Source organism: Nocardia fodinahabitans, assembly GCF_052983615.1.
The window spans coordinates 917038-937248 of record NZ_JBRJJC010000001.1; the positions used below are offsets into that span (position 1 = coordinate 917038).

Here is a 20211-nt window from a genome sequence, read left to right on the forward strand (position 1 = left end):
CTGCCTTCCATCTACCGACCGCAGGTGACGCCACGCGGCCGCAATACAACTCTCGGAACTCCCCGGACCCACCGGGGTGACGGGATCGGCGCGGGGCGGCCCACCTCGGGCACCCAGCCCGAAATCCGCCCTCTTCCACCGGAACTCAGTGCGATCGGCTATGACACGATCGCGGCCCCCGGCTCGCCGCCATGCAACCAGCTATGACTCGGTTATCTCCCGACCTCCATCGTCAACCCCGACACCTGACACCCGCGCCCGCAGACGAGAGAAGCGTATTCGGTCCGATAATAAACCGGACCAGATTCCGTCAAAATCTCGACCCGGAGGCGCGGATTCGGGCGCTGAGAACGGTCCAGCAATTCGACCGCATACGCCGAGGGGACAGCTCTCGCCCGATCGCCCGGCGCGGGCGATGTGGCGGCTGTCGGCACAGGTTCGCACTGTGTCGGGCAACACTATGTGAAACAACGTTGCATCAACGTTGCATTGCAGTGATTCACACCACTTTTCCGGGATCGATTCGTCCCCGGACACGACGAAACCCCCCGCCGTGCGAGACGGCGAGGGGTTTCGGTAGTCGGTGAAGCTACCGGCGCGCTTACTCCGCGGCGGTGTCCTCGGCCGGGGCTGCCTCGGCGGCCGGGGCCTCGTCCTCGACGGGGATCAGCGAGATCTTGCCGCGGTTGTCGATATCGGCGATCTCCACGCGCAGCTTGTCGCCGACGTTGACCACGTCCTCGACCTTGGCGACGCGCTTGCCGTTGCCCAGCTTGGAGATGTGCACCAGGCCGTCACGGCCGGGCAGCAGCGAGACGAACGCGCCGAAGGCGGTGGTCTTGACGACCGTGCCCAGGAAACGCTCGCCGACCTTCGGCAGCTGCGGGTTCGCGATCGCGTTGATCGCGTCGATCGCGGCCTGCGCCGACGGCCCGTCGGTCGCACCGACGAACACGGTGCCGTCGTCCTCGATGGAGATGTTGGCGCCGGTCTCCTCGGTGATCTGGTTGATCATCTTGCCCTTGGGCCCGATGACCTCGCCGATCTTGTCGACCGGGATCTTGATGGCGGTGACGCGCGGGGCGTACGGGCTCATCTCGTCCGGGGTGGCGATGGCCTCGGCCATCACGTCCAGGATGGTGGTGCGGGCGTCGTGCGCCTGGTTCAGCGCGCCGGCCAGCACCTGCGAGGGGATGCCGTCGAGCTTGGTGTCCAGCTGCAGGGCGGTGACGAAGTCACGGGTACCGGCAACCTTGAAGTCCATGTCGCCGAAGGCATCCTCGGCGCCGAGGATGTCGGTCAGCGCGACGTAGCGGACCTCGTCCTCACCCTTGTCGTTGGTGACGGTGTCCGACACCAGGCCCATGGCGATACCGGCGACCGGCGCCTTCAGCGGCACACCGGCGTTCAGCAGCGACAGGGTCGAGGCACACACCGAGCCCATCGAGGTGGAGCCGTTGGAGCCCAGCGCCTCCGAGACCTGACGGATGGCGTAGGGGAACTCCTCCTGCGAGGGCAGCACCGGCATCAGCGCACGCTCGGCGAGCGCGCCGTGGCCGATCTCGCGACGCTTCGGCGAACCGACGCGGCCGGTCTCACCGGTGGAGAACGGCGGGAAGTTGTAGTGGTGCATGTAGCGCTTGGTGGTCTCCGGGCCGAGCGAGTCGACCTGCTGGGCCATCTTCACCATGTCCAGGGTGGTGACGCCCATGATCTGGGTCTCGCCACGCTCGAACAGCGCCGAACCGTGGGCGCGCGGGATCACGGCGACCTCGGCGGACAGCGCGCGGATGTCGGCCAGACCACGGCCGTCGATGCGGAAGCCGTCGGTGAGGATGCGCTGACGCACCAGCTTCTTGGTGACCGAGCGGAACGCCGCGCCCAGTTCCTTCTCGCGACCGGTGAAGTCCTCGCCCAGACGCGAGAGCACCTCCAGCTTGATCTCGTCGATCTTGGCCTCGCGGGCCTGCTTGTCGGCGATGCTCAGCGCCTCGTTCAGCTCACGCTTGGCGGTGCCCTCGACGGCCTCGAACACGTCGGCGGCGTACGGCGGGAAGAGCGGGAACTCCTCGGTGGGCTTGGCGGCCAGGGTCGCCAGGTCCGACTGCGCGCGGCACAGGCGGGCGATGAACGGCTTGGCGGCCTCGAGGCCCTCGGCCACGACGGCCTCGGTGGGCGCCTGGGCGCCGTCCTCGATCAGGGCGATGACCTTGTCGGTGGCCTCGGCCTCGACCATCATGATGGCGACGTCACCGGTGTCGGTGACGCGGCCCGCGACGACCATGTCGAACACGGCGCCCTCGAGCTGCTCCACCGTCGGGAACGCGACCCACTGGTCACCGATCAGGGCCACGCGCACGCCGCCGACCGGGCCGGAGAACGGCAGGCCGGAGATCTGGGTGGATGCCGAGGCGGCGTTGATGGCCACCACGTCGTAGAGATCCTGCGGGTCCAGGCTCAGCACGGTGACCACGACCTGGATCTCGTTGCGCAGGCCGTCGACGAACGACGGGCGCAGCGGACGGTCGATCAGGCGGCAGGTCAGGATCGCGTCGGTGGAGGGGCGGCCCTCACGACGGAAGAACGAGCCGGGGATGCGGCCCGCGGCGTACATGCGCTCTTCGACGTCGACCGTCAGCGGGAAGAAGTCGAACTGGTCCTTGGGGTGCTTGCCGGCGGTGGTCGCCGACAGCAGCATGGTCTCGTCGTCCAGGTAGGCGACGACGGATCCGGCGGCCTGCTTGGCCAGACGGCCCGTCTCGAAGCGGATGGTGCGGGTGCCGAAGCTACCGTTGTCGATCAGCGCGACCGACTCGAAAACACCGGGCTCGACCTCGACCGCAGTCGAAGTACGTTCAGTTGTCTGCGTCATTTTTCTTCTCTCGACCTCTCGTCTCGCCGGAGCGCAGCACCATGTGGGCGCGAACCAGCTATTCGTCAGCCGTACCGGACACGGACACGTGGAAACCCTCCTGGCTGCCACGCGCAGCACCCGGCCGGATCCCCTTGGAAGCGGCGACGCGGAGGCGGTCATCGATCGAAGCCCGACGGCGGCGGGAAAAACGCCTACCGAAAGGCCACTACCGAAGACCGACGCCACGCGGACGGATGCACACGGCTGTCACATGTTGTAGTGCACGCGGAAACCCGATGGTCCCGAATACACGAATAGCCAACGAGAAGAAGTGTACTTCTTCCCATTGGCTACTCGCCGACCGCCTCCTGGCGAAGGCGTGTCCTTCGAACTACCCCCCACGTTTTCGGCCGCCCCGGATCCGAGGGGCGAGACGTACCGCCGAAGGCGCAGTATCGCCCCTCGGATCCGGGGTCACGAGGCCGAAAACCCGCGGCACCAGCTTCCAATGTTACCGACGCAGGCCGAGACGCTCGATGAGCGAACGGTAGCGGTTGATGTCCTTGGCCTGCAGGTACTTCGACAGGCGGCGACGACGACCGATCAGGGCCAGCAGGCCGTGCCGGGTGTGGTGATCGTGCTTGTGCTGCTTCAGGTGCTCGGTCAGGTCCGAGATCCGCTTCGACAGCAGCGCGATCTGCGCCTCCGGCGAGCCGGTGTCCTTCTCGTGCAGGCCGTACTCGGCCAGAATGGCCGACTTCTGCTCAGTGGTCAGCGCCATGGGGCATCGACTCCTATTCTCAGTTCCGCGCTCGAAAGTCCGGTTACCCGGGGTGGGCGCCACCGCGGACCGCAGCAAACCCGAGGGTCGACTGTACCGGAGGGCGTCTTCGCGGGCCGAACCGGCCTCAGGCGTCGGCGGCGGTGAGCACCTTGCGCGCGTTCTCGACGTCCCGGCCCATGGCCTCGACCAGGTCGTCGATGGTGTCGAACTTGCGCATCCCGCGCAGCTGCTCGACGAAGTCGACCGCGACGTGCTGGCCGTACAGATCGGCCTCGCCGTCGAGGACGAACGCCTCCACGGTGCGTGAACGGCCGGAGAAGGTGGGGTTGGTGCCGACCGAGATGGCGGCCATCGCCCGCTCGCCGGGTTCGACGGTGCCGATGGTCGGGCCGGGGCCGAGCACGGTGAACCAGCCCGCGTACACGCCGTCGGCGGGGATCGCCGCGTGCATCGGCGGCGCGACGTTGGCCGTCGGGAAGCCGAGCCCGCGACCGCGGCCGTCACCGTGCACGACGACACCTTCGACACGATGCGGACGGCCCAGTGCCTCGGCGGCGGCCACCATGTCGCCCGCGTCGACGCAGGCGCGGATGTAGGTGGAGGAGAAGGTGACGGCGTGCTCGCCGAGCAGGGTGACGCCGTCGACCTCGAAGCCGAAGCGGGCGCCCAGCTCGCGCATCGTGTCGACGGTGCCTGCCGCCTTCTTGCCGAAGGTGAAGTTGTCGCCGACGACGACCTCGGTGACGTGCAGCCGCTCGACCAGCAGATCGTGCACGTACCCGGCCGGGGTGAGCTGCATGAAGTCCTGGGTGAACGGCATCACGCAGAACACGTCGATCCCCAGTTCCTCGGCGAGCTCGGCCCGCCGGGTCAGGGTGGTGAGCTGCGCGGGATGGGAACCCGGCCGGACCACTTCCATCGGATGCGGATCGAAGGTCATCAGAACCGAGGGAACATCACGCTTCTTCGCCGCGGCCACCGCGCGGCTGATCAGCTGCGCGTGCCCGCGATGCACGCCGTCGAACACGCCGATCGTGAGGACGCAGCGCCCCCAGTCCGCGGGCACATCGTCGAGACTTCGCCATCTCTGCACAGAGCGAAGCCTACGCAACGTTATTCACCGACGCCGTGCCGGTCCGCCGATGTGTCATTCGGGCCAGGGATGCCTAACATCAATGATGTGCCAGGTAAACGAGATGTCGCTACCCGCCGAGCGTCGACACCGCCCGGTGAACAGGCCGAACTCGCTGCCACCGCGACGCTCGCGCCCGAGTTGTCCGCGGTAGCGCAGGACTACCTGAAGGTCATCTGGACCGCGCAGGAGTGGTCACAGGAGAAGGTCTCGACCAAGCTGCTCGCCGAGCGGATCGGCGTGTCGGCCTCGACGGTGTCGGAGGCGGTGCGCAAGCTCGCCGATCAGGGTCTGGTCGAGCACGCCCGCTACGGCTCGATCACCCTCACCGACCACGGCCGTCGCGCCGCCGTCGCCATGGTGCGCAGGCACCGGCTGATCGAGACGTTCCTGGTGAACGAGCTCGGGTACGGCTGGGACGAGGTGCACGACGAGGCCGAGGTGCTCGAGCACGCGGTCTCGGAACTGCTGATGTCGCGCATCGACGCCAAACTCGGCCATCCCGACCGCGATCCGCACGGCGACCCCATCCCGTCGGTCGACGGCGCGGTCCCCACTCCCCCGGCCCGCCGCCTGTCCGACTTCGCCGCGGGCGAATCCGGCCGCGTCGCCCGCATCTCCGACTCCGACCCCGCGATGCTGCGCTACTTCGACTCGGTCGGCATCGCCCTCGACACCGTCATCGCGGTCGAGGAGCGACGCGATTTCGCCGGCACCATCGCGGTCCGCATCGCCGCCGCCGAGACCCCGACCGAACTGGGCACCCTTGCCGCCGAGGCCATCTGGTTGACGGCCTAGCTCCGGTTACCGGCCCTCCGCTGTGCGGCCATGGCCCACCCCTTCGAAGCCGAGAGCTATTCGTCCTGGCTATCGCGAGGGGCGGCTGTGGTGCTAACCACCGTCCGGTGGTCCTGATATCGCGACGGCGAGCTCAGCGGGACAGGAAGTCCAGCAGCACACGGAATTCCGCGAGCGAGAGGTAGCCGTCGCCGTTCTGATCGGCGGCCGCGAGCAGGTCCGCGGCCGGTTCCTCGATGCGGCCGCCGCCGACATGGCGGATCAGCGAATCCAGTTCGCTCACCGAGATCCGCCCGTCGCCGTTGATGTCGAAGACCCGGAACGCCGCGTCGGCGTCGGTCACCTCGATGCGGCCCGCGACCACGGCGGCGTCGAATTCGGCACGCGAGACCAGGAAGTCGCCGTTGGTGTCGGCGGCGGCGACCAGGCGTTCGATCGCCGCGCGGTCGACCTCGATACCGGCGGAACGGATTCCGGCGGCGATGTCGTCGACCGACACCAGCCCGTCCCCGTCGCGGTCCCACAGCGTGAACGTGTCGACCGGCTCTGTACTCATCGCTTAGCCCTTCCCCGCGATCGGCGACATCCGCACGCCGACCGTCACCGCCACTCTACGTAGGCGGAAGCGACGAGGTCCGGCGAGCCCGGCCGGGACACCTGCGCCCGAACGTCGGCCACGGCGCGGACACCGGGACGCCGGTGATGATGCGGCGCCCGGCTTTCCGCGTCAGTCGCCGATGCCCTGGGGACGGACCACCATGACCGAGGCAGCGCGCTTGCCGCTCTCCTCGAGCAGCGCGATGGCGCGGCCCGACGGATCGATGGCCGCGTACACGCCCCTGATCCCGATCGGTTCGAGCCAGCGGCCGTTGCGCAGGTCGTTCGCCTGGGTCTCGTCGATGTCGCGGTGCGGGAACGCCGTGCGTACCGCGGTGTCGATATCGAGACTGAGCAGCGGCTCTTCGGCCGCCGCTGCGGCGGCCAGCTGCTCCAGGGTGCGCGCGTGTTCGAGCGTGAACGGGCCGACCCTGGTGCGGCGCAGGGCCGTCAGGTGACCGCCGACGCCGAGGGCGGCGCCGAGATCGCGGGCCAGGGCACGGATGTAGGTGCCCGAGGAGCACTCGACTTCCACGTCCAGGTCGACGAATTCGCCGTCGGCGACATCGCGGCGGGCCAGGATGTCGAAGCGCGACACCGTCACCGGACGGGCGGCGAGCTGCACGTCCTCCCCGGCGCGGGCGCGGGCGTAGGCGCGTTCGCCGTCGACCTTGATGGCGCTCACCGTGGCCGGGACCTGCTCGATGTCGCCGGTCAGCGCCGCGACACCGGCGGCGATCGCGGCATCGGTGACGTGCAGCGCGGGAGTGGTCGTGGTGACCTCGCCCTCGGCGTCATCGGTGATCGTGGCCTGGCCGAGCCGGATGGTCGCGGTGTAGGCCTTGGTGGTGAGGATCAGCTGACCGAGCAGTTTGGTCGCCCGTTCCACGCCGAGCACGAGCACGCCGGTGGCCATCGGATCGAGGGTGCCCGCGTGCCCGACCTTCTTGGTGCGCAACAGCTTCCGACTGCGCGCGACGACATCGTGGCTGGTCCAGCCGCCGTCCTTGTCGACGATGACCAGGCCGCCGAGCTGGTCGACCGCGGGGGTGCGCGCGGCCATCAGCCGTGCGCGATCGCGGTCAGGATCAGCCCGTCGGCGATCATCCAGCGGCCGTCGAACGAGGTCAGCGGGGCGCCGCCGTCGTTCGTCGTCCCGGGCACGAGCAGCTGCGTGTGGAAGGTGCCCGCGCCGGAATCGGCGGTGCGGGAATCGATCTCGAAACTGATGTGCGCGTCCTCGAAACCGAGCCAGCGCAGGGTCAGCGGGAACCAGGCCTTGTAGGTGGCCTCCTTCGCGCAGAACAGCAGGCGGTCCAGGTGCAGGCCGTCGGCGGGCGCGGTGGCCAGCCAGTCCCGCTCGGCGGGCAGACTGACCGAGTCGAGCACGCCCTCGGGCAGCGCGCCGTGCGGTTCGGCGTCGATGCCGACCGAGCGGAACCGCAACGCGTGCGCCATCGCCGCGGCGCGGTAGCCGTCGCAGTGGGTCAGGCTGCCGACCACACCGCGCGGGAACAACGGCATGCCCCGCTCCCCCTTGCCGATGGCCACCGGCGGCTCACCCAGCTGCTCGAGCGCGAGGCGGGCACAGTGGCGGGCACCGATGAAGTCACGCCGACGCTTCTCGACCGACTTGGCGATGAGGTGCTCCTCGGCGGGATGCGCCTTCAGGTCCTCCGGGTACGCCAGCAACTCGGCGGCGGCGACGCCCGAGGGCAGAATGTTGTCAATCATCGAGTCCCAGCCTAGTAGTGGTCAGATGCCGCGTCGGCGGTCGGCCTTGGCGCGCATCTCGGCCGCGGCCGCTTCCATTTCCGGGGTGACGGCGAAGTGGCCGCCCCAGGGGTTGAGAGCGCCGTCGGCGTAGACCGGCTCGGGCAGGATCTGGCGCAGCAGGGGCTCGGGCATGCCACGGCGCTTCCACTCGCGGGGGTAGCCGAGGGAGACCTCCTCGAAGCGGACTCCGTCGTAGTACGTGGTGCGCGGGATGTGCAGGTGGCCGTAGACCGAGCAGACCACGTTGTAGCTGGTGTGCCAGTCGGCGGTGAGATCGGTGCCGCACCACATCGAGAACTCGGGGTAGAACAGGATGTCGGTGGGCTGGCGGACCAGCGGGAAGTGGTTGACCAGCACCACCGGGGCGTCGGGGCCCAGCGCGTCGAGGCGGCGCTGGGTGTACTGCACGCGGGCGTGGCACCAGGCGTCGCGGGTGAGGTACGGGTCGGGGGTCAGCAGGAACTCGTCGGTCGCGACGACATTGCGTTCCCGCGCGACGGCCAGGCCCTGCGCCTTGGTGGTCGTGCCCGCGGGCAGCCAGGAGTAGTCGTAGAGCAGGAACATCGGCGCGATGGTGACGCGGCCGCCGTACCGCTCGGCGCCCGAGCCGGTCCACACCGGGAACGGATCCTCCGGGGTCACCACATCGAGGTCACGGCACATCGAGACCAGGTAGTCGTAGCGCGCGGCGCCGTGCATCTGCACCGGGTCCTTGGGCGTCGTCCAGAGCTCGTGATTGCCCGGCACCCAGATGACCTTCGCGAACCGGCCACGCAGCAGCTCCAGCGCCCAGCGGACCTCTTCGGCCTTCTCGCCCACGTCACCGGCGACGATCAGCCAGTCCTCCGGCGAATCCGGATGGATCTGCTCGACCACCGGCTTGTTGCCCTGATGCCCCACGTGCACATCACTGACCGCCATCAACTTCGGAATCACCTGTCCACAGTGACACACCCGCGAACCGGCGCCTTACCCGCGCCGAGTCAGCGGCGGAACAAGCCGTCGACGAAGGACAGCACCTGGGGCCGCGCCTGGTCGTCGATCTCGGGGTGTCCGCCGGGGTACTGGCCGAACTCCACCGCGGTTCCCGAGGTCCGCATCTGCGCGAGCAGCGTGTAGGTCATCGGCAGCGGGACCACCGTGTCGGCGGCACCGTGGACGATCAGGATCGGCTGCCGGTAGCCGACGGTGGGGACCACCATGTAGTCACGCAACGCCGCGCCGATGCCGTCGGCGTCCACCGGGCGCGCCAGCAGCGCACCGATCGACGCGCCGTCGACCACCGCGCCGAAGTCGTCGACGCAGCTGGTGGCGATCGTGTCGACGACCTCCCGTCCGCGCGAGCTGAGCAGGCCGTTCACATCCAGATCGGGACGGGTGGCGCGCAGCCCGGCGAGGATTCCCGCGAACGGGCCGACCAGCTCGTCCACGATCGGCAGATTCGGCACTCGCGGGTCGAGCCGGGACAGGATCTGCTCGAAATTGGATTCCGGCGCCAGCGCGACGGTGCCCCGGAAGTCCAGTTCCGGCGCGTAGTCTCCCGCGAGATTGCCGGTGGCCAGCGCCGCGTGACCACCCTGCGACCCGCCGACCACCGCCCAGGTGGCCGAGAGTCCCGGCTCCGCCGCGCGGGCGGCCCGGACGAGGTCGATCGTCGCCGTCGCCTCGGTGCGGGTGTGCAGGTAGGGGTGCACGGTGTCGGAACCGACGGACAGCCCGAGATAGTCCGGCGCGACCACGGCCCACCCGCGATCGAGGAACGATTGCAGCAGCGGTCGCTCATGGACCGCCTTGTTCGTCGTGATGCCGCACTGCGGACCGAGACCGCTGGTGCCGTGGTCCCACGCCACGATCGGGTAGCCGCCGGCGGGCGGTGGCGAGCTCGGCAACAGCACGAGACCGGCGCCGTTGATCAGTCCGCCGGTCGGCCCCTCGGTGCGATAGTCCACGATCGCCGCGCGCGACCAGTCACCCCAGCCCGCGGGCTGATCGATGTGCCCGAGCAGCGCTCCCGCCCCGTCGGGAGCCGCGTGGGCCGTGGGAATCCCGATTCCGAGCCCGGTGAGCAGGACCGCGGTAGCGACCGCCGATCGGAGACTCCTCGACATCACGCCACGCACTACTTCGCCTCCATCATCGGTTCGAAGCCCTCCGGTCCGACGGTAGTGCGACATCGCCGACCGAGGCATCGCTGTGACGAGCGCCACTCTCTAGGCGGCCCCGGACGGGATATCGGCGCCGACGCGGGCCCAGCGGCCGGAGCGGGCGCGGGCGACGACGGCGACCAGGCGCAGGAGCATGAACGCGACCAGGCCGGACCAGATACCCGCGACGCCCCAGTCGAAGACCAGGGACAGCCAGATCAGCGGAAGGAAGCCGACCAGGGCGGCGACCAGCGTGGCGGTGCGCAGGAAGGCGGCATCGCCCGCGCCGAGCAGGACTCCGTCGAGGGCGAAGACGGCACCGGCCACCGGGATCATGGCGACGAAGAACCACCAGATGACGTGGGTGCGATCGAGGACCTGGGCATCGTCGGTGAACAGCAGCGGGATCACCCCCGCGCCCGCGGCGAAGACGCCGGCCAGCACCAGGGCGAAGATCTCCGACCAGCCGGTGACCCGGCGGGCGATGCCTTTGGCGCCCCGTACGTTGTCCGCGCCGAGTGCCGCGCCGACGAGGGTCTGGGCCGCGATGGCCAGCGAATCCAGGGTCAGCGCCAGGAAATTCCACAGTTGCAGCACCAGCTGGTGGGCGGCGACCGAGGCGGCGCCGAAGCGGGCGGCGACCGCGGCCGCGGAGATGAAGCACGCCTGGAACGACAGGCTGCGCACGATGAGATCGCGGCCGAGGACCAGCTGCGCCCGCATCACGGCGGGGTGCGGACGCAGCGAGACCCGTTCACGCAGCAGCGCGGCGCCGAACAGGCCACCGGAAACCAGCTGGCCGATCACATTGGCCACCGCCGACCCCGCCAGCTCCAGGCGCGGCGCCCCGAGCAGCCCGTACACCAGCACCGGACACAGCACGGCCGACAGCGCCAATCCCGCCACCACGAACATCAGCGGGCGGCGCACGTCCTGTACCCCGCGCATCCAGCCGTTGCCCGCCATCGACAGCAAGATCAGCGGCACACCGAACAGGGCGATTCGCACCCAGCGCAGTGCCTCGTCGGCGATCTCGCCGCCACCGGCGATCGCCGCGCACAGTGGCCCGGCGAACAACTGCACCACCACCAGGATGAGCACCCCGATCGCCGCGCCCACCCAGCTCGCCTGCACCCCCTCCGCAACCGCGCCCGCCCGGTCCCCCGAGCCGTGCCGTCGCGCCGCCCGCGCGGTGGTGCCGTACGACAGGAAGGTGAGCTGGGTGCTGACCGACCCCACGATCACCCCGCCGACCGCGAGCCCGGCCAGGGCCAGCGCCCCGAGCCTGCCGACGATCGCCATGTCGAACAGCAGATACAGCGGTTCGGCCACGAGCACGCCGAGCGTGGGCAACGCGATCCCGAGAATCCGCCGCGGCCCCACCTCGGCGTCCGGATCAACCGTGGACATCAGCCTCCGCCTCCCCGTCGATGGCGCCCGATCCGACGCACGACACCGATGCTCGCACACCCGCGAAGCCGCGATCGCACGCCGCGACGGGCGCCGATCCATCGTCGGGCGGGGTACAGACCCGGACAGGCGCCGACCCACCGACCGGGTGGAATGCCGAACCGGACGACGGCCGGTGGGGAGCCGGACGATGACGGCGATTTCCCTGGTAAATGTCGCGGCACCCGCCGCCAACGGCAATACTGGTCACTCGCCCAGTCAGCGGACCGATCCGGTTCGCCCCGAGCTCTCAGGACAGCAACCATGGCGTTTGTACAGCGGTGGCGCGTGATCATGGCGTTCGCCCTCGTGGGCGCGGCGACCCAGATCGTGTGGCTCAACTACGCGCCGGTCACCACGGTGGCCGCGCACCATTTCGGGGTGTCGGAGTCGGCGGTCGGCTGGCTGGCCAACATGTTCCCGCTGCTGTACGTGGTGCTGGCGATCCCGGCGGGCATCCTGCTCGACCGCTGGTTCCGGCCGGCCCTGATCGCGGGCGCGGTGCTCACCGCGATCGGCGCCGACCTGCGGTTGCTGCACGACAGCTTCGCGATGGCACTGCTCGGTCAGACGATCGTGGCCATCGCCCAGCCGCTGGTGCTCAATGCGATCACCGGCGTCGCCGGGCACTACCTGGCCGAGAAGAACCGCCCGACCGGGATCGCGGTCGGCACCGCCAGCACCTTCGCCGGGATGGCCGCGGCCTTCGTGCTCGGCGCGATCTTCCCCGCCGAGAGCCAGCTGTGGACGCTGACCGCCCTCGGTGCCGGGTTCGCCAGTGTGGCGGCGCTGCTGCTCACCGTCGAATTGCTGCGGCCGGGGCAGGTCGCGGCGGGCGCGGAACCATTGCGTCCGGCGGGTGAACCGCTGGCCGCGCTGCGCACGACCCTGCGTGACCCGTACATCCGCCGGCTGTGCGCGGCGGTCTTCTTCCCGTTCGGCACCTTCGTCGCCCTGGCCACCTACGGTCAGGCGCTGCTCGAACCCGCCGGGGTCAGCGCCGACGCCGCGAGCATCGTGCTGCTGATCAATGTCGTGGCCGGGGTCATCGGGTGCGCGGTGGTGCCGGTGGCGGTGCTGCGGCGCGGAGCCGAACTGCCCGCGGTCATGGTGGGTCTCACGGCCAGCGGTCTCGCCTGTCTGCTCGTCGCCGTGGCGCCCGGACTCGCCACCGGATTCCTGGCCTTCGTCCTGATCGGTCTCACCCTGCTCCCCGCGCTGCCGATCGTGCTCACCATGACCGAACGCCACACCGGGGTGGCCGAGGGCACCGCAGCCGGGCTCATCTGGATGACCGGCAATCTCGGCGGCCTGGTCGTCGCCGGGGCCACCGGGCTGCTCGTCGACCGACCGGCACTGGCATTCGGATTGTGCGCCGCCGCAACGCTGCTGGGCGTACCGCTCGTAGTGCGGCTACGCCGCGACCCCGTCCCGGTCGGCTGACAGCCCCGGTGTCGGCCGGGCTACAGGCCGACCGAATCGTGGTCCGGCTGGGCAGTCACCAGCTCAGCCGGGTCCTATCTTGTGGGGCGTGCCCGGAGCCGGCTGAAACCGAGGAGGAAGACCTGCTCAGTCGAGGGCGGTGACCAACGCCCGCACTACGTCGGTGGCGTTGCCGTAGGTGGTGTACCCCGCCGCGAAGCGATGTCCACCGCCGCCGAATTTACCGGCGATCGCGGCGACATCCACCCCGTCGGCGGCGCCGGGCGCGGAATCGCGGGAGCGCAGGGAGACGGTCCAGCGGTCGTTCTGGCCGCGGGCCTCCTTGAAGACGGCGGCGATCCCGGCCTCCGCGGTGGTGCGGACGACGTCGATGACGCTCTCCACCTCCTCGGGGCCCACGTCGTGGGTGTCGGCGGCGCGTACCAGCGCGTAGACCAGCCCCACCCCGGCGGCCGAGGGGACGACCACCGCTGTGGACAGCACCTTCGACAGCATCGGCAACCACGCGTAGGGGTGGGTGTCGAGCAGGACGCGGGTGATCTCGGCGCCGTCGATTCCGGTGGCCAGCAGCCGTTCGGCCATGGCATGGCTGCCGGTCCTGGCCCAGCGGAACGAGCCGGTGTCGGTGACCAGGCCCGCGAACAGGCAGTGCGCGATGGCGGCATCGATCGGGATGCCCCACGCGTCGAGCAGACGGGTGACGAGCTCGGTGGTCGAGGCCGCCGACTCGTCGATCAGGTCGACGGTGCCGAACCCGTCGTTGGCCCGGTGATGATCGATGACCAGCGTGGTCCTCGCCCCGGCCAGCCGGTCGGCGAGCACCCCGAGCCTGCTGCGCGCACCGCAATCGACGACGACCAGCAGGTCGACCTCGAGCGGTACCTCGGCGGGCGCCACCAACAGATGCCCGCCGGGCAGCGTCCGCAGCGAGGCGGGCAGGTCGGCGGGTTCGGCGAAGGACACCACTACCGGCACGCCCTTGCGCTCCAGCGCCAGTGCCAGCGCGAGCCCGCTGCCGATGGTGTCGGCATCGGGCTGCACGTGACACAGCACCGTCACCGAACGCGCCGTCGCCAGGGCGGCGACGGCGGCGGCCGGCACGGTCGCGTCACGGACGCTGGTCATCGGGGTTACTCGTCGCCGTCGTCGTCGCGATCGGACTTGTACGGGTCGGCCTCACCGGCGTGCGTGGCATTGGCCGCGACCTTGGCGACCTCGTCGTCGATGGCACGAGCCCGGGCCAGCAGCTCCTCCATCTCGCGGGCCGCGTCGGGCACCTTGTCCAGCGTGAACGACAGGATCGGGGTGAACTTCACCCCGGTGCCCGCACCCACCTTGGACCGCAGCACGCCCTTGGCCGCGTCCAGACCGGCGGCCGCGGCCGTGTAGTCGGGTTCGGTGTCGAGCGTCTCGCCCATCACCGTGTAGAACACCGTTGCCTCGCGCAGATCGCCGGTCACCTTGGCATCGGTGACGGTGACGAACCGCAGCCGCGGATCCTTGATCTCGTACTCGATCGCGGTGGCCACGATCGCGGAAATCCGCTTGGCGAGTCGGCGTGCCCTGGCTTGATCCACCATGGCGATACCTCCCTCTAGTCTTCGGGTCCGAAGATCCGGCGGCGTACTGCCAGCAACTCTATCTCCGGACGGGCGGCGACGTGCCGCTCACACTTGTCGAGCACCTCGTTCAGGTGCTCCGTCTCCGCACTGACCATGGCCACACCGAGCAGTGCCCGGCGGTGGAGGTCCTGGTCGCCCGCCTCGGCGGCGTTCACGGCGAAGCGCTTCTGCAACTCGGCGAGAATCGGGCGGATCACCGACCGCTTCTCCTTGAGCGAGTGCACGTCACCGAGCAGTAGATCGAATTCGAGCGCACCGATGTACAGCGGTGCTCACCTCCTGGTAGATGGATGGATTGCCCGCATGACCACACGCCGCACCCGAGGTGTCGGATGCGGCGTGTGGAACGGTGTGCGTGATCAGTCGCGCGGCTTCTCGCGCAGCTCGTACGCCTCGATGATGTCGCCGTCCTTGATGTCGTTGTAGGTCACGGTCATACCGCACTCGAAACCTTCGCGGACCTCGGTGGCGTCGTCCTTCTCCCGCTTGAGCGAGGAGATGGTCATCGTCTCGGCGACCACTCGGCCGTCGCGGATCAGGCGCGCCTTGGCGTTGCGCTTGACCGAACCCGACAGGACCATGCAGCCGGCGATGTTGCCGACCTTCGACGAACGGAAGATCGCGCGGATCTCCGCCCGGCCCAGCTCGACCTCTTCGTAGATCGGCTTGAGCATGCCCTTGAGGGCCTTCTCGATCTCGTCGATGGCCTGGTAGATCACCGAGTAGTACCGGATGTCGACGCCCTCGCGGTTGGCCAGCTCGGTGGCCTTGCCCTCCGCACGGACGTTGAAGCCGATGATGATCGCGTTCGAGGCCGACGCCAGGTTGACGTTGGTCTCGGTGACGCCACCGACACCGCGGTCGATGACGCGCAGACGCACCTCGTCGTCGATCTCGATGCCGAGCAGGGCCTCTTCGAGGGCCTCGACCGTACCGGAGTTGTCGCCCTTGAGGATCAGGTTGAGCTCCGAAGTCTCCTTCAGGGCGGCATCCAGATCTTCCAGGCTGATCCGCTTGCGGCTGCGCGCGGCCAGTGCGTTGCGCTTGCGCGCATTGCGGCGGTCGGCGATCTGGCGAGCGATCCGGTCCTCGTCGACCACGAGCAGGTTGTCGCCTGCGCCGGGCACCGAGGTGAAACCGATGACCTGGACGGGCCGCGACGGCAGGGCCGCCTCGACGTCGTCGCCGTGCTCGTCGACCATGCGGCGCACGCGACCGTAGGCGTCGCCCGCCACGATCGAGTCACCGACGCGCAGCGTGCCGCGCTGGATGAGCACGGTGGCCACGGGGCCACGGCCGCGGTCGAGGTGCGCCTCGATGGCGACACCCTGGGCGTCCATGTCCGGGTTGGCCCGCAGGTCGAGCGAGGCGTCGGCGGTCAGCAGGACCGCTTCCAGCAGCGCGTCGATGTTGGTGCCCTGCTTGGCCGAGATGTCGACGAACATGGTGTCGCCACCGTATTCCTCGGTCACCAGGCCGTACTCGGTCAGCTGCTGCCGGATCTTGTCCGGGTTCGCGCCTTCCTTGTCGATCTTGTTGACCGCCACCACGATCGGCACGTCGGCCGCCTGGGCGTGGTTGATCGCTTCCACCGTCTGCGGCATGACGCCGTCGTCGGCCGCGACCACGAGGATCGCGATGTCGGTGGCCTTCGCACCACGGGCACGCATGGCGGTGAACGCCTCGTGACCCGGGGTGTCGATGAAGGTGATCAGGCGCTCTTCGTCGTTCAGGTTCGTCAGCACCTGGTAGGCACCGATGTGCTGGGTGATGCCACCGGCCTCGCCCTCACGGACGTTGGCCTTACGGATCGTGTCCAGCAGTCGGGTCTTACCGTGGTCGACGTGACCCATGACGGTCACGACCGGCGGACGCTGCTCGAGGTCGTCCTCGCCGCCGGCGTCCTCGCCGTAGGTGAGATCGAACGATTCCAGCAGCTCGCGGTCCTCGTCCTCGGGGCTGACGACGTGGACGACGTAGTTCATCTCGCCGCCGAGCAGCTCGAGGGTCTCGTCGTTCACCGACTGGGTCGCGGTGACCATCTCGCCGAGGTTGAACAGCGCCTGCACGAGGGCAGCCGGGTTCGCGTCGATCTTCTCGGCGAAGTCCGACAGCGACGCGCCACGGGCGAGACGGATGATCTCGCCGTTGCCGCGAGGCAGCCGCACGCCACCGACGGCGGGCGCCTGCATGTTCTCGTATTCGGCGCGCTTCGCCCGCTTCGACTTACGGCCACGACGCGGAGCGCCACCGGGACGACCGAACGCACCGGCCGCGCCACCACGGCCACCGGGACCACCCGGACGACCGCCGCCGCCACCGGGACGACCACGGAAACCACCGGCCGCGGGTGCACCGGCACCCTGACCTGCACCGGGGGCACCGCCACCGCCACCGCGGTAGCCGCCACCGCCGCCACCGGGACGACCTGCGCCGCCACCGGGAGCGCCACCCGGACGACCCGGACGGCCACCGGCCGCCGGACCCGGACGCGCGGAGCGCTGGGGCATGGCACCGGGGTTCGGACGCGGCGGCATCGAGCCCGGGTTGGGGCGCGGGCCACCGGGACGCGGGGCACCGCCCTGCGCGGCGGCCGGACGCGGACCACCCTGACCCTGGCCGGGACGGGGACCGCCCTGACCCGGAGCCGGACGCGGACCACCCTGACCGGGAGCCGGACGGGGACCGCCCTGACCCGGAGTCGGTCGCGGGCCGCCCTGCGGGGCGGGACGCGGCGCCGGACGCTCACGATCCGGGGCGGAGCTGAACGGGTTGTTGCCGACGCGCGGAGTCTTCGGGCCGGGCTTCGGGCCGGGACCGGCCGGACGCGGGGCCGGAGCACCCGGTGCGGGCTGACCCGGACGGGCCTGACCGGCGGCGGGCTGACCCGGACGCGGTGCGCCGGGGGCCGGACGCGGACCGGGCGCGGGGGCACCGGCCGGCTTCGCGGCGGGCGCCGACTGTGCGGCGGCCGGGGCAGGCCGAGCGGCCGGAGCCAAGCTTGGCCTCGACCGGAGCCGATTCGGCGGCCGGAGCCACCGGAGCCGCGGGGGCCGGGGCGGCGGGTGCCGCCGGGGCCGGACGCGGACCGGGACGGGGGCCGCCACCGGGGGTGGGCTTGGCGCCCGGACGGGCCGCCTGGGACGGACCGGGACGGGCCGCCGGCTTCGCGTCGCCCGCCGGGGCGGACTTCGACGCGAGCGATTCGCGCAGACGACGAGCGACGGGTGCTTCCACCGTCGAGGACGCCGACTTCACGAACTCGCCTTGCTCCTTGAGCTTCGCGAGTAGTTCTTTGGACGTGACACCGAGTTCTTTGGCCAACTCGTGCACGCGGGCCTTGCCTGCCACTGCTCTCCTCACTGAGAGGCCGAGCAGCGCCACCGTGTAAGGGGACGGCGGCCCGCACGACCTCGGGTTATCTCCGATGGACGTTCATCGTTGGTGCTTCACGGTGTGCTCATGAGTGCTCGTGCCTGTTCTCGAGGTACTGCTCCAGGGCTGAGATATCCAGATTTCCGGACACTCGTAGGGCTCTGCCGAATGCTCGGCGCCGCTCTGCGGAACGCAGACAAGCTGAAACGGGGTGCAGCCAGGCACCCCGTCCGGGAAGTCTGCGCCGCGGATCGGGAACGATCGCAACAGCAGGAGCCCCGGCAGAGCCGGTGTCCCGATGCTGCGCCACGATCCGCAACAGGTCGGCAGACGGCTCGCGCTGACGGCATCCGATACAGGTTCGAACGGATTGCGCGGGCCGGTCTTCCACCCACTCTACCGGTGACCCGGTCATAACGACGAACCCCTCCCCTTCCGAAGTTACGAACATGTCATCCGAGGGTCGGGATTCCCGCGTTTTCGTCAACTACGGTGCGCCTCCGGCCGGGCGGAATCGCCCTGCTCCGGAGCCGCGTCGCTGCGGATATCGATGCGCCAGCCGGTCAGGCGGGCGGCCAGGCGGGCATTCTGGCCCTCCTTGCCGATCGCCAGCGACAGCTGGAAGTCCGGCACGATCACCCGGGCCGCCCTGGCTTCCGGATCGACGACGGTGACCGAAACCACCTTCGACGGCGAGAGCGCGTTGCCGACGAACGTCGCCGGATCCTCGGCGTAGTCGATGATATCGATCTTCTCGCCCGCCAGCTCGCTCATCACGTTGCGCACGCGCTGGCCCATCGGGCCGATGCACGCGCCCTTGGCGTTCACGCCGGGCACGGTGGACCGCACGGCGATCTTGGAGCGGTGCCCCGACTCGCGGGCCACCGCGACGATCTCCACCGAGCCGTCGGCGATCTCGGGCACCTCGAGCGAGAACAGCCTGCGCACCAGATTCGGGTGCGTGCGCGAGAGCTGGATCTGCGGGCCACGGGGGCCACGGGAGACGCCGTAGACGTAGCACTTGATCCGGTCGCCGTGCTCGTAGGTCTCCCCCGGCACCTGCTCGGCGGGCGGGATCAGGCCCTCGGCGCCGTTGGCCTCGCTGCCGATCCGCACCACCACGATGCCGCGGGCGTTGGCCCTGGCGTCGCGCTGGACGACACCGCCGACGATGTCGCCCTCGTGGGTGGCGAACTCGCCGAAGGACTTCTCGTTCTCGGCGTCGCGCAGCCGCTGCAGCACGACCTGGCGGGCGGTGGTCGCCGCGATCCGGCCGAAACCCTCGGGGGTGTCGTCCCATTCGGAGACGAGGTTGCCGTCGGCGTCGAGCTCGCGCGCCATCACCCGGACCACGCCGGTCTTCTGGTTGATGTCGATGCGCGCGTTGGGCTGATGGCCCTCGGTGTGCCGGTAGGCGGTGAGCAGCGCCGACTCGATCGCCGAGATCACGGTCTCGATCGAGATGCCCTTGTCGGCGACGATCGCCCGCAAGGCTTCGATTTCAATATTCATTCCGCAACCCCTTCGGTGGGAGAGTCACTGTGTTGTCCTGCGGCGGCGAGGTCGGCGGGTTCTTCGCCCGGTACCGGGCGGCCCGCGGCGATCCCGCCGGCGAGTTCGAGTTCGGCGGCGCCCGGTGCGTTGAACTCGACCTGGACCACCGCGGAGGCGATGTCGGCGAGCGGCACGTGCACCCGGTGCGGCTTGTTCTTGCCGCCGAGGACCAGCGCCACGGTGCCGTCGCCGGCGAGCAGGCCGGCGCGCGCTTCGAAGCGGGCCTTGCCCTCAATCGGCTCGGCGCCGTCGCGCAGCGCGACCTTCACCTTGCGTCCCTGAGCGCGGCGCCAGTGCCGCTCGGCGGTCAGCGGGCGGTCCACGCCCGGGGTGGTCACTTCGAGCAGATAGGCGGATTCGCCGAAATCGCCCGCTTCGTCGAGCAGCTCGGACATCTCCCGGCTGAGCTCGGCGATCGCGTCCAGATCGGCCGGACCGTCGCTGTCGACGGTGACCTTCAACCGAACCGGCGCCAATTCGTCTTTGCCCGCAGACGCGATCGCTACGCCCTCGAGGTCGAATCCCCGGCGTGCGACGAGCTCAGCGACGAGCTGGCTCACCCTTTCCTCGGTGGGCATCGGCATATGGGCGGCTCCTGGTTCAGTTGTGACGCGATCGGAAATTTCTACGCCGAAGGTCTAGCGTAACGCGCTCCGAGAGTGTAAAGGACCAGCCACCGGGCG

At 69.9% G+C, this 20211-nt stretch carries 17 protein-coding genes and 1 pseudogene; 2 read left to right on the plus strand and 16 right to left on the minus strand.

Annotation, left to right across the window (positions count from 1 at the left end; all coding sequences use genetic code 11):
• Positions 1-601: 601 nt before the first annotated feature.
• The 3 genes from NV348_RS04420 to NV348_RS04430 all read right to left on the minus strand — a co-directional run bounded on the left by NV348_RS04420 (position 602) and on the right by NV348_RS04430 (position 4731).
• Positions 602-2872, minus strand: coding sequence for a polyribonucleotide nucleotidyltransferase (locus NV348_RS04420; RefSeq protein ID WP_447145825.1), 2271 nt, complete (start codon positions 2870-2872; stop codon positions 602-604).
• A 493-nt stretch (positions 2873-3365) separates the two neighbouring features.
• On the minus strand, positions 3366-3635 hold the full coding sequence (rpsO, locus tag NV348_RS04425; protein ID WP_067492627.1) for a 30S ribosomal protein S15: 270 nt from the start codon (positions 3633-3635) through the stop codon (positions 3366-3368).
• Positions 3636-3762: 127 nt separating this feature from the next.
• Positions 3763-4731 (minus strand): bifunctional riboflavin kinase/FAD synthetase, encoded by a 969-nt coding sequence (locus tag NV348_RS04430; RefSeq protein WP_447145826.1) that lies wholly within the window; start codon positions 4729-4731, stop codon positions 3763-3765.
• Positions 4732-4800: 69 nt separating this feature from the next.
• Between NV348_RS04430 and NV348_RS04435 the strand changes: the two genes are divergently transcribed.
• On the plus strand, positions 4801-5568 hold the full coding sequence (locus NV348_RS04435) for a metal-dependent transcriptional regulator (protein ID WP_447145827.1): 768 nt from the start codon (positions 4801-4803) through the stop codon (positions 5566-5568).
• A 133-nt stretch (positions 5569-5701) separates the two neighbouring features.
• Here NV348_RS04435 and NV348_RS04440 read toward each other — a convergent pair whose 3' ends face one another.
• The 6 genes from NV348_RS04440 to NV348_RS04465 form a co-directional block, all read right to left on the minus strand.
• Positions 5702-6124, minus strand: coding sequence for an EF-hand domain-containing protein (locus NV348_RS04440; RefSeq protein WP_447145828.1), 423 nt, complete (start codon positions 6122-6124; stop codon positions 5702-5704).
• Positions 6125-6295: 171 nt separating this feature from the next.
• Positions 6296-7228: a tRNA pseudouridine(55) synthase TruB gene (truB, locus tag NV348_RS04445; protein WP_447145829.1), complete on the minus strand. Its 933-nt coding sequence runs from the start codon at positions 7226-7228 to the stop codon at positions 6296-6298.
• Positions 7228-7899 carry a 4'-phosphopantetheinyl transferase Npt gene (gene npt, locus NV348_RS04450; RefSeq protein WP_447145830.1) on the minus strand — a complete coding sequence of 224 codons (672 nt, stop codon included), beginning with the start codon at positions 7897-7899 and terminating at the stop codon, positions 7228-7230. Before npt ends, truB begins: the two co-directional genes overlap by 1 nt.
• 21 nt (positions 7900-7920) lie before the next feature.
• The gene (locus NV348_RS04455) at positions 7921-8862 is read right to left on the minus strand and encodes a metallophosphoesterase family protein (protein ID WP_447150934.1); all 942 of its coding nucleotides are present in this window, start codon (positions 8860-8862) and stop codon (positions 7921-7923) included.
• A 62-nt stretch (positions 8863-8924) separates the two neighbouring features.
• Positions 8925-10049: a lipase family protein gene (locus NV348_RS04460; RefSeq protein WP_447145831.1), complete on the minus strand. Its 1125-nt coding sequence runs from the start codon at positions 10047-10049 to the stop codon at positions 8925-8927.
• A 102-nt stretch (positions 10050-10151) separates the two neighbouring features.
• Positions 10152-11495 (minus strand): MATE family efflux transporter, encoded by a 1344-nt coding sequence (locus NV348_RS04465; protein WP_447145832.1) that lies wholly within the window; start codon positions 11493-11495, stop codon positions 10152-10154.
• Between the two features lie 303 nt (positions 11496-11798).
• Here NV348_RS04465 and NV348_RS04470 point away from each other — a divergent pair, with 303 nt between their 5' ends.
• Complete coding sequence (locus tag NV348_RS04470; RefSeq protein ID WP_447145833.1) at positions 11799-12977, plus strand: MFS transporter; 1179 nt, start codon at positions 11799-11801, stop codon at positions 12975-12977.
• Positions 12978-13103: 126 nt separating this feature from the next.
• Here the strand turns inward: NV348_RS04470 and NV348_RS04475 are convergent, their stop codons facing one another.
• The 7 genes and pseudogenes from NV348_RS04475 to rimP form a co-directional block, all read right to left on the minus strand.
• Entirely contained in the window at positions 13104-14102 is a 999-nt protein-coding gene (locus tag NV348_RS04475; protein WP_447145834.1) for a DHH family phosphoesterase, read from the minus strand.
• Positions 14103-14107: 5 nt separating this feature from the next.
• On the minus strand, positions 14108-14557 hold the full coding sequence (gene rbfA, locus NV348_RS04480) for a 30S ribosome-binding factor RbfA (RefSeq protein ID WP_447145835.1): 450 nt from the start codon (positions 14555-14557) through the stop codon (positions 14108-14110).
• A 14-nt stretch (positions 14558-14571) separates the two neighbouring features.
• Positions 14572-14865, minus strand: coding sequence for a DUF503 domain-containing protein (locus NV348_RS04485; RefSeq protein WP_447150935.1), 294 nt, complete (start codon positions 14863-14865; stop codon positions 14572-14574).
• A gap of 93 nt (positions 14866-14958) precedes the next feature.
• Positions 14959-17950: pseudogene (infB, locus tag NV348_RS04490) on the minus strand (translation initiation factor IF-2).
• A 109-nt stretch (positions 17951-18059) separates the two neighbouring features.
• Positions 18060-18389 carry a YlxR family protein gene (locus tag NV348_RS04495; protein ID WP_447150936.1) on the minus strand — a complete coding sequence of 110 codons (330 nt, stop codon included), beginning with the start codon at positions 18387-18389 and terminating at the stop codon, positions 18060-18062.
• A 68-nt stretch (positions 18390-18457) separates the two neighbouring features.
• The gene (gene nusA, locus NV348_RS04500; protein ID WP_447145836.1) at positions 18458-19486 is read right to left on the minus strand and encodes a transcription termination factor NusA; all 1029 of its coding nucleotides are present in this window, start codon (positions 19484-19486) and stop codon (positions 18458-18460) included.
• Positions 19483-20112: a ribosome maturation factor RimP gene (gene rimP, locus NV348_RS04505; protein ID WP_447145837.1), complete on the minus strand. Its 630-nt coding sequence runs from the start codon at positions 20110-20112 to the stop codon at positions 19483-19485. The genes nusA and rimP overlap by 4 nt, the downstream gene beginning before the upstream one ends.
• Positions 20113-20211: the final 99 nt, after the last annotated feature.

Bases quoted from the DNA above. Each gene is read 5' to 3' on its own strand.
- NV348_RS04435 (WP_447145827.1), top strand. From the start codon at position 4,801: ATGCCTAACATCAATGATGTGCCAGGTAAACGAGATGTCGCTACCCGC.
- rbfA (WP_447145835.1), bottom strand. From the start codon at position 14,557: ATGGTGGATCAAGCCAGGGCACGCCGACTCGCCAAGCGGATTTCCGCG.
- npt (WP_447145830.1), bottom strand. From the start codon at position 7,899: ATGATTGACAACATTCTGCCCTCGGGCGTCGCCGCCGCCGAGTTGCTG.
- NV348_RS04475 (WP_447145834.1), bottom strand. From the start codon at position 14,102: ATGACCAGCGTCCGTGACGCGACCGTGCCGGCCGCCGCCGTCGCCGCC.
- truB (WP_447145829.1), bottom strand. From the start codon at position 7,228: ATGGCCGCGCGCACCCCCGCGGTCGACCAGCTCGGCGGCCTGGTCATC.
- NV348_RS04495 (WP_447150936.1), bottom strand. From the start codon at position 18,389: ATGACCGGGTCACCGGTAGAGTGGGTGGAAGACCGGCCCGCGCAATCC.
- NV348_RS04460 (WP_447145831.1), bottom strand. From the start codon at position 10,049: ATGTCGAGGAGTCTCCGATCGGCGGTCGCTACCGCGGTCCTGCTCACC.
- rpsO (WP_067492627.1), bottom strand. From the start codon at position 3,635: ATGGCGCTGACCACTGAGCAGAAGTCGGCCATTCTGGCCGAGTACGGC.
- NV348_RS04420 (WP_447145825.1), bottom strand. From the start codon at position 2,872: ATGACGCAGACAACTGAACGTACTTCGACTGCGGTCGAGGTCGAGCCC.
- NV348_RS04455 (WP_447150934.1), bottom strand. From the start codon at position 8,862: ATGGCGGTCAGTGATGTGCACGTGGGGCATCAGGGCAACAAGCCGGTG.
- NV348_RS04440 (WP_447145828.1), bottom strand. From the start codon at position 6,124: ATGAGTACAGAGCCGGTCGACACGTTCACGCTGTGGGACCGCGACGGG.
- NV348_RS04470 (WP_447145833.1), top strand. From the start codon at position 11,799: ATGGCGTTTGTACAGCGGTGGCGCGTGATCATGGCGTTCGCCCTCGTG.
- rimP (WP_447145837.1), bottom strand. From the start codon at position 20,112: ATGCCGATGCCCACCGAGGAAAGGGTGAGCCAGCTCGTCGCTGAGCTC.
- NV348_RS04465 (WP_447145832.1), bottom strand. From the start codon at position 11,495: ATGTCCACGGTTGATCCGGACGCCGAGGTGGGGCCGCGGCGGATTCTC.
- nusA (WP_447145836.1), bottom strand. From the start codon at position 19,486: ATGAATATTGAAATCGAAGCCTTGCGGGCGATCGTCGCCGACAAGGGC.